Source organism: Paenibacillus popilliae ATCC 14706 (genome assembly GCF_000315235.1).
GTDB lineage: Bacteria > Bacillota > Bacilli > Paenibacillales > Paenibacillaceae > Paenibacillus_B > Paenibacillus_B popilliae.
Genome location: NZ_BALG01000125.1, coordinates 1 through 10,978 on the forward strand (window position 1 = coordinate 1; position 10,978 = coordinate 10,978).

Sequence of the window (10,978 nt, forward strand, 5' to 3'; positions counted from 1 at the left end):
TTCCTGAAATAACGTTCGTGCCTTGTCAATTTTCCAAACCACCCGGAGATGACGAAATACCTGTTTCGTCATCTTTGCGAAGAAGCTTTCAATCCCATTGAGCCAGGAGCCATGTTTGGGGGTGAAGACGAACTCAAACCGATCCGGACGACCCTCCAGATAAGCATTTGCTTCCTTGGAGATAGGAGCGGAATGGTTGTCTACTATGATTTGAATCCGCAGTTCCGGGCTATAGTGGGCATCAAGCTTCTTCAGAAAGTCAACGAATTCACGACTGCGATGACGTTCTTCGATCGAGCCGATCACTTCGCCGGTGACTAAATCAATGCCTGCCAGTAGGCTCAGTGTTCCATGCCGTAGGAATAACGGCGATCGCTTGCTGTTTGTCAATTAGTTCCAAAATGTTGTTCATGTCATAACCTCGATCGGCAATCACCGTCTTGCCGGTCAGATCCATATCTTGAAGCATTTCATACCTTTGACACAGTCATGGCAATTGCCCGCAGTCAACTCAAAGCGTAACGGGGGAGGCAAGCGGCTGCGCTAACTGATGCCGGCGGCGGCGGATTTTTTCGAAGGCATTGCCATCGGCGAAGAAGGGTTTGCTATTTACGGTAATTGAGACAGTTTAATTTTATTTCTTTTCACCTTTCAATATAATGGTAATCTAAAGAAAGAACAAAATGCATCGGAAGGGTGAGGACATGGAAACGGCGTCGCTTCAATATTCAACGATTGGCGACATCATAAGACAATACAGAAATAAAGCGGATCTAACTCAAAGCCAACTTGCCGGATTATCAGGGGTTAGCACGGGCTATATTTCCAAAATTGAAACTGGTGAAGTGGAACGTCCCTCGTTTAATAACATTCACTCTGTAGCGTTAGCTTTACATGTCCCAATTGACGAAATCATCAAGCCATATATTGAATTAGAACATAAATTCGATGTTCTGTTCGGGATATTGCACGAAGTGGTCAACATAGAGAACACGGATTTGATTGTCAAAGTGGCATCTGCCTGCCTGCATAGCAAGGATATGGACAGCATGGATGCAATAGAAAGGCTGTATCATTTTGTTGACCAGGAAATGAACAGCGACTCACTCAAACTGGCCTTGTATGACCTTATTATCCGTCAATCCCGTGGCCACGGCATTAATAAATTTGTCGCTAAGGCTCTCCTTCAGAAGTACCTCATTGAACGTAATGATGTTACAAAACTTCAATCAACCTATGATTCGGGCCGATATGTTTTACATTATGTTGATTTCCTGTCGGCAGAAGAACGGGTCACCTTATATTATAAGTTAGGCGTCCACGCGTATCATTTGCGGTTGTTTCATGAGAGTATTGAGCTATGCAGTAACAATATAACCGAGGATATCCCGGTTAGTTTATATAAAGCGGAGTCTGCGCTTATCCAGCATCCCCAAAAGCTCCACGTTGTACCCTGGTCGTTTGACTCTGTGTACCTAGTCGTTGACCTTCTTTTCCTTTTTTGGTAAATAGTCTGGGCCGAGCTTTTCATAGGGCACACCCCTATTTTTTTCAAAACCTCCAGAACTTCACTTTGAACTTCGCCTGACGCATCTGTCGTTAGTACATAGCCGACGATCGTTTCTTGATGGATACCCATTCCTGCACAGCGGTCAAGCAAAACTTCCATAAGTGTTACCTCCATACAACTAGAATTCATGACGGCGGATGAACTCGAGAATAAACATTTTTTCTGTTCGCGGTTCACTAAATCGGCATTCAGAGCTAGCCTAGGTTTGCGAGCGAGAGCTCATGAATGTAGATTGAAGAAAATGTATATCTTTGTCGAAATTTTCTTCGAAAGAGAAATAGGATATTTTAAGGAAAATCATGATACAGTGAATAACGAGAGTTGATGGATGGAACGCCCAACATCACATGATAGGATAGCGGCCCGAAATGAAGCAGGTGTTCTGAGCCTGAATGAGGGGGGTGGCAGAAACGTTGATGAAGTAGGATAGATGAATAAAAGTTACTATTAGTAGTAAGTTCCGTTACAGCAAAAAGCAATTCTAAAACGACGAAAACGCCGACAGGCGGTACATTAACGAATGATGTATGGATTTCGTCTCATATTGCATCTGATGGTGAATATGAATATCAAGTTGCGGCAAAGTACAACAAAACGGATCATCAGTGTATTGAAACGAGATGGTATGGTGAAGTAGTGGGAAGATCGCTTTCTTTCAGCATCGGCGGCAGCGCTTCAGGAGTGTCTTTTTCCGCATCGGCTGAACCTCAGTATAGTAGTACGGGAGAAAGATACTGGAAAAATACAAAGAGTCAACAAGACGCATCATGCCGATTAAATGGATACCTTTCATTGAAAGACAAAGGAAGTTGGACCGAATTTGGTATCCATAATACCGCAAAGGTGTGGGGGAACGAACTTACAAAACCGACCGAGCTTAGTAACCGTGTTACGATAAAAAATTAGAAATTGGAGTTATAGAAGTGCAGGATTGTTGCGAAGGCACCATCTTGCACTTCTACTAAATAAATGATAAGGGACTTATTATGAATAAGAAACTTTCTTCCCTTGTTCTTATCCTAAGCACTGCCGTTGTAGCCGTCGTGCTTGTGTTCCCATCTACTTTGAATAAAGAGCAGCGCTTTAGCGCACTTCCGATAAGTAGTCGTCCCATGCCTTTTTTTCATCAATTGATTAGAGGCGATCATTTGATAACTCAAGTTCTGCATACCAAGGATCCAAGTCTACTCCAACAGTACTATTACATAAAAATAAAGCAAGCGTTGCACGAAGCGGTCGAACAGGAAGCTATACATCATTTGCATACGTTATATGAGCAGGAATACAGCACGGTGAAAGATCAGGTTCCGATGTATGAACCTATCGAACTGCTGCTGCAATTGAATGCTTACGATGTCGTTCAAAAGCATCTTCTTATGAAGCGCTGTGAACGGCAACTAGCAACTGCGTTATCTGCACCGGCAGCACCGGAACAAGTCTATCATGTTTACTATTTAGCAACTTGTTTGAATTTATTAGGGGTAAAGAAATATAATGATCATGTTTTGGGTTTATTATATAATATGGAAGATAAGGGTAAAGAGATTATAGAAAAGTTGAATGTGCTGTATTATACCTTACAATTTGAAAAATTAATCGGTGTCTTGGATATTGATAAATATAATATCAAGGACATACATACCCAATTTGACAGCTTGCTCCGTGAAAGTTCATACGATATCGATTATTTGAACGCTTATGTAGAGGTTCTAGATATTCTTCAACAAGAAATACCAAAGGATACGCAGGAAATCATAACGGAACAGAAGGCGAAAGCCCGAAATTGGGTACAATACAGCCTGAACTTAACGGATGTGTGGCGCGGGATAAAAATTTTGGGCAAAGAAAATCCATTCAGCAAGCTCATTCTTGATAAAATGCAGCATATATGGAAATCAATTTATAATTGACGCCTTAGAAGGCCAAGCGCAAACATTCACGCAAACGGATAGGGCCATTGACGTGTATTACAAATTATTGTTCAACCGCTTTGTGCTCGGAGAAGACGTAACTGATGAGCAAAAACAAGGGGTATATGATGTGTTAAAAAAAGACGACAACGATTATTACAAGTTTTGGTCGTATCAACTATTGGGTGATGAACTTGAACAAGACTTTGTTGATGGCCTTACGAAGCGGGGAGAGCAGGTATTCAAGGACACGGACATTGTTCAGCAACTGAGATATTTGGATGTTCTTATTGAATTAGGACAAGAAAAAAACCGGATCGAGCATGATTTACAGAAGATAGAAAATCAACTTGTCAATGAAAAAGATGTATTCTCCAATACTTATATTTTTTATCTTTACCATATGATCAAGTCAAAATGGACTGGTTCTGTATCCTATGATGAAGAGGTTCTTCAACAAGGCTTTCAGTACAAAAACATAGCAGGGCAAGATTTTCTCCTCAATTCGCACTTTATTTTAGATATAACAGGATGCTATTGGTTTTATAATATGCAGGCGCTTTTGCACGATTCTCAAGCTCATCATACAGTAAATATGAACTTAAGGTAGGTAAAAGAGTGAAGTGATCCATTTCCGTCATCATAATCATTTTCCTGTTTATCGGTTTAGGTGCACTAATCATAGATAAAATAAATGATAGTCAATGGCCTTCTCGGAAAGTAAGCACCATAAATGAGAATATCCAGATTGATAATCCGCAAAATGTTATCATGGGAATCAAACGATATACCTACAATGGACAAGCTATACGTGAACTGGTTCTATTTGATAAAACGGAAAGCGAGCAAAAAATTGTTCGTTCCGAAGTATTCTCTGATTATAACGACGAGGATTACTTAAATAATTGGTACATTCCCGTGGATCTAAAATTTATGGTATATGATGCTAACAATCATCTCACTGCCTATGCTGTAGGGAACGGGGGTTCGATTACACCGTTGAAGGGGGGGCTGGTAGGTGGGCATCGGTTCAATCTATCACAGGATTCCCGGTATATTGTAACGGAGGATCAGCAAAAAACGTATACGTTATCCGTACTACAAGATGATGGTATACATCAAATCGCTCAGCTAGCTGTAGCCCCTGGCAGGGATATGTATAAATTTTCTGTTGATGAGGAGACGCAAAACGTATACAGTATCGAAGGAATTTCAGCAGATGATGATTCCTCCTATTTTTTGAATCAATATGATAGGCAAGGCCACTGTCTTTCTACGATCCCTCTTCCTTTTACCTATTTGGGGGAAATATACGTTACCGGATCACATTTGTTTTTTTATGAGGTTGATAGCAAGGAATTACATATTTATGACAAAGGCTCCCTTCAGTTCCAAAGCGCTGTCCAGGTGAAGGATGATGTATTTCTGATCAAAGAGTACAAGCAGCAGTATTATGTGTTTATCGGTCATAATAATCCTTTCTTGGAGATTCGTGATGCCGGTTTTGAGGTAGTGAAGGAAACCAAGATAAATATGAGAGCTGGCGGGATTGATTTCAGAGCTTATTTTTTCGATAACCGATTGATACTTTTTAACGAAAGCGAAGGATTTTCAGTACTTCCTTTATAAGGGGGAGCAATGGGACAACGATATATTGAAGTAACAGAGGTGTATAAGAGCATTCACATGAAGGAGCAGCGGCTGGATTTGTTGGAAGGGGTTCATCTTGCCGTTGACAAGGGGGAGTTTGTCTCCATTATGGGTCGATCCGGATCGGGGAAAAGCACGCTCCTGCACTTGATTGGTCTATTGGATGCACCTGATCAAGGTGAGATCAAAATTATGGGTCAGTCGTTCAACGATGTAACGACGGACACGGTCACCGATTTTAAAAAGAATGCCATCGGGTATGTGTTTCAACAATATAATTTATTTCCCAATTTATCGGTTATCGATAATTTGTGCATGCCTTTCTATTTTGAGCCTTATCGAGATGTGCGGGAAGTAAGCCAATACGCCCTTGAACTCCTGCAACAACTGGGGTTGGCCTCCCGCAAGGATTATCTCGTAAAACATTTGTCGGGAGGCGAACAACAACGGGTTGCCTTAATACGATGTATGTTGAGCCGTCCTCCAATCCTATTGGCGGATGAGCCTACCGGAAGTGTTGATGCGGATAGCGAAGAGGAAATAATGAAACTGCTGCGCAGCATGAATGACACTGCCATTATTGTGGTCACGCATAATGAGAAGTATAAGGAAATCAGTGATTCCGTTTATGGTCTCGAGCATCGAAAATTAACGTGTTGGAAGGGGACGTCACTTGCGTAATTATGGCCGGTTAGTGTGGATGAATGTTACCGCAAATCAAAAATCGACACTTGCGTTTATGATGCTCGTTTGTTTAAGCGTATTTTTAACAAATTTGATGTTTAGTTATATGATGAGCATTAACCAAAATCTTGACGAACGTATTTTAAAAAACGAAAAATTAAAAATCGTAAAGGTCAATTCACGGCTTACCCATAAACTAGTCCCCCAGGTAAAGGAACAACTCCAAGAAGACGGGGTACAAATTATGCCAGGGGTCCAAGATAGGGGGAAGTTCACCGTTGGGGAAGTGAAAGAAATCAAACAGTGGCTGCCCCCAGGCACGCTTTTATTTCATGATTATACGATCAGGGCAATTGATGGAGACAGTGGATCTTTTAACTTAATGGGCATGGATCAGGACGTACTCGGTGTATTCGATCTATCACCACACATGCTATCCGAACCGAACAGTATCATCCTGAATATCACCGGCCTAAGCGAACAGGATAAAGGAAAATACAAGCTTGGCGATGATATTACGCTGACGTATTACGATTATTTATCAGCCGATGACAACATGCATCAGCTTCAACTCAAAATCACCGGATTTGTCAATAATACCAATATATTGGATATGCTTCATCTTCATCCTGAAACTTCATTTATCCATCTCGATCTGGCGAAGAGTGCATTTATTACCACGTATTACGGGAATCCAAAGACGTACGATCAAATCGGGAAGGCCAACGAATTTTATCTTTATTTTACACATGCCGACGATATTTCCGAAGCAATTGCGACGCTAGAACGTCACAATTTCAATGCGTATGTGATTGGCGACGTCATTAAAGGATTTGTCGATTACAGCAGCTTTATTCATAAAATAGGTGTAACAGGCATCGCTGTACTGCTTGTGACTTTTTTTATGATTTTGACTTATCTTATGAAGCAAATGTTATTTATACGGAAAAGAGAGATCGGCTTGTATAAAATAATAGGTTATAGGAGCAGGCACATCTTCCACATTTTATTTTGGGAAATTGCAATATCTTCTTTACTTGGAGCGTTAGGTGGACTAGGATCCTTCTCAGAAGAACTGTCGCACTTGGCTTGACAATCCGTCTAATGATTATCGTCAATGGATTACCAGCCGCGCTCATATTGCTTCGGCGGAGTAAACTCCTGGCGCAATTGCTGCGCAGCCTGACGCGGCCAGTACGGATCTTGCAGCAGCTTGCGGCCAAGGAAGACAAGGTCGGCCCGGGCGTTGCGCACAATCTCTTCGGCCAAGGCCGGTTCGGTAATCAACCCGACCGCGCCGGTTGCGATGCCGGCCGATTGACGGATCGCATGCGCATATTGGACCTGGTAGCCCGGATATGCTTCGACCGGATGGGGAACAACCCCTCCCGAGCTGCAATCGATCAGGTCGACGCCCTGGTCCTTCATGCGCCGCGCATAGTCAATGTATGCCTCGATCGCGTTCCCGCCTTCGGCATATTCATTGGCCGAGATGCGCACGAACAGCGGCTTGGACCACGTGATGCGCACCGCTTCAATCACTTCGCTCAAGCAGCGGTAGCGGGCGTCGGCGCTGCCGCCGTAGCTGTCGATCCGCTGGTTCGTCAGTGGGGACAGGAACTGGTTGATCAAATACCCGTGCGCGCCGTGAATCTCGATCACGTCGAACCCGGCTTCCTCAGCCCGCCGCGCGGCGTCGGCGAACGCTTTGATCATCTTGCGTATGTCCTCCAGCGTCATTTCCTCTGGCGTCTCATAGTCTTCACTGAAGCGCAGCGCCGAAGGAGCGATGATTCCGGGAACGGTTGCTTTGCGCCCGGCGTGAGCGAGCTGAATGCCGATCTTGCTGCCGTGCGCGTGGACCATGTCTGTCAGGCGGCGGAGCCCTTCTACGTGCTCGTCGCTCCAAATGCCCAGATCCTTCGTGCTGATGCGTCCGCCAGGGGTTACTGCGGTCGCCTCGATCATGATCAGGCCAACTTGTCCGACGGCACGGGACGCATAGTGGACCCAATGCCAATCGTTGACCATCCCGTCCTCATTGTGGGAAGAGTACATGCACATCGGCGACATCACGATACGATTCGGTATCGTCATTCCGCGTAACGTTAGCGGTTCAAATAATTGGGGCATGGCTATTCCTCCAAAGAATCATGTTCGAGATTGTACTTATCAACTCCCATTATACCCCTCCAAGTATGCAGGAAACAAATCGGCCATTTACGATAGATAACCCTTGATGCGGCAATGGTTACGGTGTGTGCTTCCGCAGCCAAGAGAGGCAATCTGACGTAACCTCATCCCGGTTCTTCTCATTCAGGAGCTCATGCCGCGCCTCCGGATACAGAATACATTCGACCTCGTGCAACTCAAGCTCGCGATACATCTCGGCCAGCCGCCGCACGCCTTTGCCGTATTGGCCGACCGGATCCCTATCGCCGGCAATGAGCATCACCGGCAAATCCTTTGGAATGGCCTGCATCGTCTCGGAGCGATGAATCTCCCGCAACAGCCTGAAGAAGTCCCGGTAAAACCCGATCGTGCTCAAAAATCCGCATTCCGGGTCAGCTACATATTTATCGACTTCCTGTTCATCCCGGCTCAACCAGTCGAAGGAGGTCCGGCTGGGCCGGAACGTCCGGTTGAAGCCGCCGAATGCCATATTGTCAATCATTTTGCTGCGGTGGCGTGAGCCGCGAGCAGCGGCAATCAGCTTCGTCAGCGCGACTCCGGCATATAATTCCGGCCCCCGCGGCCCGTTGCTGCCGCACAGAATGACACCGTTTATTTTACCTCCATGCTCCGCTATATATTTCTGTGCCAAAAAGGATCCCATACTGTGCGCAAACAGAAATACGGGTAGCCCGGCCTGCTCCGCATGAATAATCCCGGTCAACTGCGCCATATTGTGGACCATCCATGTAAAGCCGTCCTCGCCGACATAGCCTAGGTCCTTGGGCCGCTCTGCGGTCCGGCCATGCCCGCGGTGGTCGTTGCCATAGACAACATAGCCCGCATCCGTCAGCGCTTCGGCGAAGCGGCTGTAGCGTCTGGCTGTCTCGGTCATGCCGTGGGCAATCTGCACGACCCCGCGCACCGGCTGTCCTACCTTCGGATCCCAGCGGTACACATGGATGCGAACACCCTCTAGGTCGGTGAACGTGAACGTATTGGATAACATATAGAACGCCTCCCGTAATGGATTGGCGACAAGCCGCGGCTGCAGAGGAGCAGCCGGTAGCCTGTTACCGGTTCGTCAGGTCCTTCTCTCGTTGTGCTCAAGGGACCTCATATGCCGTTACCTTCCATTATATCTTCGAATAAGGAGGGAAATCTATGCTTCTTAATCCCTTCTAAATAGCTAATTCCCTGAATTTCTGAGTCAATGTCCCTATGATAAGAATGATAAATCTATCGTTGTCTTACAGTTAAACTTATTGCTCGTGAACTCAGATTGGCGCTAACACTCGGATTCCAGCACATTGTAGTTTGGAAATCATACAACTACGTGAAGTGGAGGAACGGATCAAGCACATGAAAGGGAGAAATACTGTGCACAGGAGGCTTGCCGCTGTTCACACCGAGCCAATATTCCGGTCAGCCAGATCAGGATTATCCGCTGCTGCATAAGCAGCTTCTCGCCTTAATCGAGGGCGAGCCGAACCTCATTGCCAATCTGGCCAATGCGTCGGTTGAAATCGTAGTTTGCCAATGATACCGTTATTTTGACCACATCGTGCGGGAAGTTCCGCTTCAATGATGTGGATTACGGCACCGTGGCAGATTCGGGCATTCCGGGTTATATTCATGAACGTGCTGACCAATCTGTTCGGCCTGAAGTTTATCGGCGATGCGCAGGAAGATATGAAGGCGACGCTCCGTCTCGCCTAGACGGTAAACGGGGTAAATCATTTATGGAGTTAATCGATCTGTGGCGCGGTACCTAGGGGCCGCATTTGTTTGTTCCGCACGTTTCGGTGCAGCTTCGGAATGGCCCGCAGGCCGAAGATTAAAAGCAAATACACTTTACTTGAGTAAAGGTTAGAAAAATGTTAGAAGTCCGTGCCCCTGCATACAAATAGCGCGGCCCCCGAAACCCCGGAAGCCGCGCCGTTATCGACATGTAAGTGGTGCTGGTGAAGGGAATTGAACCCCCGACCTACGCATTACGAGTGCGTTGCTCTACCCCTGAGCTACACCAGCAGTTTAACAACGAATATTATTCTAAATAAAATAGACAAAAGTTGCAACACCTTTTTATTTTTTTCCGTAAATTACATGTCTGCCTTGAACATTTGGCAAGCATACCAGCGGGGCAGTTGGCGCCGTTCCGCCGCCTCGCCAAAGAGGACGAGCACGGCGCTCGGGACGGAACGATCCACTTCTCCCGTCTCCATCAGGCGAACAGCGTCACATGGCCAGAGGTCAACCATGGCATGCTGGTGCAGCGCCTGCTCGGTCAGCTCCAGGCTTACCGAAGCCGACATGAAGCGGGCTCGAGCGAATCCGCTAATCGCCTCAGCCAGGCCCCGACCTCCGCCTTCGGCTGGGATGTCCACCAGAGGGTACGCGGCTTGTAGCGGTGCTGCAACATATAATCCAATCGAATCAGACTGCGAATGACGTCCAGATCCGGCACCTGCATCTGCTCCAGAAATTGTTCCAAACGCAGGAACAGGTGTACTTGATGTTTGGGCGAAGCCGTGATAGGCTCTTAAAAAAAACGGAAAGAAAGTTGGAGGAAGTGGATTGGCCACACTGTCAAAAATAGATGGCATTACATCTGTGTATTGGTTGACCTCTTTCATCGTGAGATCATTGGCTCTAGCTGCAGGCCCGAAAAAGGCCGCGGCTCTGGTCGCGCGTGCCTTTGCCTCTGAACAAGGGGATCTGCGTCAAATTCAGTTATTCCATACGGATCGCCTCCTGGAAAACGCCCCGTTGCGTGGCGATCTTCGCAAAGCACTTCTCCTATCCGCAATTCATGGAATGGACCTCTCCTTAAGGATAGCATTTCCTTCACTCTGCCAATCTTGAAGCGCTTGTTCAACCGTATTGTTTCCTTTTAAGGTATGACGGATTGTCAAGCCAAGTGCGACAGTTCTTCTGAGAAGGATTCGTGAGCAGTCTTCCAGCCCAAACATTTTCGTGGTCGTTGATTGAT

At 45.9% G+C, this 10,978-nt stretch carries 13 protein-coding genes, 1 tRNA gene and 2 pseudogenes; 9 read left to right on the forward strand and 7 right to left on the reverse strand.

The genetic code is table 11. The annotated features are described in order from the left end of the window. A pseudogene (locus PPOP_RS20455) lies at positions 1 to 363 on the reverse strand (transposase); the annotation flags it as partial. 341 nt (positions 364 to 704) lie between these two features. Between PPOP_RS20455 and PPOP_RS09665 the strand changes: the two are divergent. The 6 genes from PPOP_RS09665 to PPOP_RS09690 all read left to right on the forward strand — a co-directional run bounded on the left by PPOP_RS09665 (position 705) and on the right by PPOP_RS09690 (position 6,907). Then, positions 705 to 1,508 (forward strand): helix-turn-helix domain-containing protein, encoded by an 804-nt coding sequence (locus PPOP_RS09665; RefSeq protein ID WP_159101828.1) that lies wholly within the window; start codon positions 705 to 707, stop codon positions 1,506 to 1,508. Positions 1,509 to 2,556: 1,048 nt separating this feature from the next. Further along, positions 2,557 to 3,480: a hypothetical protein gene (locus PPOP_RS09670; RefSeq protein ID WP_042228237.1), complete on the forward strand. Its 924-nt coding sequence runs from the start codon at positions 2,557 to 2,559 to the stop codon at positions 3,478 to 3,480. Beyond that, positions 3,440 to 4,090, forward strand: a complete 651-nt coding sequence (locus tag PPOP_RS09675; RefSeq protein ID WP_042228239.1) for a hypothetical protein — start codon at positions 3,440 to 3,442, stop codon at positions 4,088 to 4,090. Before PPOP_RS09670 ends, PPOP_RS09675 begins: the two co-directional genes overlap by 41 nt. A gap of 161 nt (positions 4,091 to 4,251) precedes the next feature. Beyond that, on the forward strand, positions 4,252 to 5,109 hold the full coding sequence (locus tag PPOP_RS09680) for a hypothetical protein (protein WP_006286107.1): 858 nt from the start codon (positions 4,252 to 4,254) through the stop codon (positions 5,107 to 5,109). A 57-nt stretch (positions 5,110 to 5,166) separates the two neighbouring features. Further along, entirely contained in the window at positions 5,167 to 5,811 is a 645-nt protein-coding gene (locus PPOP_RS09685) for an ABC transporter ATP-binding protein (RefSeq protein ID WP_159101829.1), read from the forward strand. After that, a complete protein-coding gene (locus PPOP_RS09690; RefSeq protein WP_042228241.1) occupies positions 5,804 to 6,907 on the forward strand; it encodes an FtsX-like permease family protein in 1,104 nt (367 codons plus the stop codon). The genes PPOP_RS09685 and PPOP_RS09690 overlap by 8 nt, the downstream gene beginning before the upstream one ends. Before the next feature lie 29 nt (positions 6,908 to 6,936). Here the strand turns inward: PPOP_RS09690 and namA are convergent, their stop codons facing one another. Next, positions 6,937 to 7,947, reverse strand: coding sequence for an NADPH dehydrogenase NamA (namA, locus tag PPOP_RS09695; protein WP_042228243.1), 1,011 nt, complete (start codon positions 7,945 to 7,947; stop codon positions 6,937 to 6,939). 118 nt (positions 7,948 to 8,065) lie between these two features. After that, on the reverse strand, positions 8,066 to 8,995 hold the full coding sequence (locus PPOP_RS09700; RefSeq protein WP_006286113.1) for an alpha/beta hydrolase: 930 nt from the start codon (positions 8,993 to 8,995) through the stop codon (positions 8,066 to 8,068). Between the two features lie 384 nt (positions 8,996 to 9,379). Here PPOP_RS09700 and PPOP_RS20460 point away from each other — a divergent pair, with 384 nt between their 5' ends. Together PPOP_RS20460 and PPOP_RS20465 are read left to right on the forward strand one after the other, a co-directional pair. Then, complete coding sequence (locus PPOP_RS20460) at positions 9,380 to 9,529, forward strand: hypothetical protein (protein ID WP_422730633.1); 150 nt, start codon at positions 9,380 to 9,382, stop codon at positions 9,527 to 9,529. Between the two features lie 41 nt (positions 9,530 to 9,570). Further along, positions 9,571 to 9,705, forward strand: a complete 135-nt coding sequence (locus PPOP_RS20465; RefSeq protein ID WP_422730634.1) for a hypothetical protein — start codon at positions 9,571 to 9,573, stop codon at positions 9,703 to 9,705. A gap of 237 nt (positions 9,706 to 9,942) precedes the next feature. Here PPOP_RS20465 and PPOP_RS09705 read toward each other — a convergent pair. The 3 genes from PPOP_RS09705 to PPOP_RS21880 all read right to left on the reverse strand — a co-directional run bounded on the left by PPOP_RS09705 (position 9,943) and on the right by PPOP_RS21880 (position 10,480). After that, a tRNA-Thr gene (locus PPOP_RS09705) sits at positions 9,943 to 10,017 on the reverse strand. Positions 10,018 to 10,088: 71 nt separating this feature from the next. Continuing rightward, a complete protein-coding gene (locus PPOP_RS09710; RefSeq protein ID WP_042228245.1) occupies positions 10,089 to 10,301 on the reverse strand; it encodes a hypothetical protein in 213 nt (70 codons plus the stop codon). Continuing rightward, positions 10,286 to 10,480, reverse strand: coding sequence for a hypothetical protein (locus tag PPOP_RS21880; RefSeq protein ID WP_148277891.1), 195 nt, complete (start codon positions 10,478 to 10,480; stop codon positions 10,286 to 10,288). Before PPOP_RS21880 ends, PPOP_RS09710 begins: the two co-directional genes overlap by 16 nt. A 94-nt stretch (positions 10,481 to 10,574) precedes the next feature. On the opposite strand from PPOP_RS21880, the pseudogene PPOP_RS24135 reads away from it, so the two are divergent. Then, positions 10,575 to 10,737: pseudogene (locus PPOP_RS24135) on the forward strand (IS3-like element IS655 family transposase); the annotation flags it as partial. Between the two features lie 59 nt (positions 10,738 to 10,796). On the opposite strand, the gene PPOP_RS24140 reads toward PPOP_RS24135, so the two are convergent. Next, positions 10,797 to 10,978, reverse strand: a 182-nt coding sequence (locus PPOP_RS24140) for a hypothetical protein (RefSeq protein WP_234399768.1), incomplete at its 5' end; no start/stop codon positions are given.

Excerpts from the sequence above, each read along its gene's own strand:
- PPOP_RS20465 (WP_422730634.1), top strand. The coding sequence starts at position 9,571 with ATGATGTGGATTACGGCACCGTGGCAGATTCGGGCATTCCGGGTTATA.
- PPOP_RS09670 (WP_042228237.1), top strand. The coding sequence starts at position 2,557 with ATGAATAAGAAACTTTCTTCCCTTGTTCTTATCCTAAGCACTGCCGTT.
- PPOP_RS09665 (WP_159101828.1), top strand. The coding sequence starts at position 705 with ATGGAAACGGCGTCGCTTCAATATTCAACGATTGGCGACATCATAAGA.
- PPOP_RS09710 (WP_042228245.1), bottom strand. The coding sequence starts at position 10,301 with ATGTCGGCTTCGGTAAGCCTGGAGCTGACCGAGCAGGCGCTGCACCAG.
- PPOP_RS09685 (WP_159101829.1), top strand. The coding sequence starts at position 5,167 with ATGAAGGAGCAGCGGCTGGATTTGTTGGAAGGGGTTCATCTTGCCGTT.
- namA (WP_042228243.1), bottom strand. The coding sequence starts at position 7,947 with ATGCCCCAATTATTTGAACCGCTAACGTTACGCGGAATGACGATACCG.
- PPOP_RS09680 (WP_006286107.1), top strand. The coding sequence starts at position 4,252 with ATGGGAATCAAACGATATACCTACAATGGACAAGCTATACGTGAACTG.
- PPOP_RS09700 (WP_006286113.1), bottom strand. The coding sequence starts at position 8,995 with ATGTTATCCAATACGTTCACGTTCACCGACCTAGAGGGTGTTCGCATC.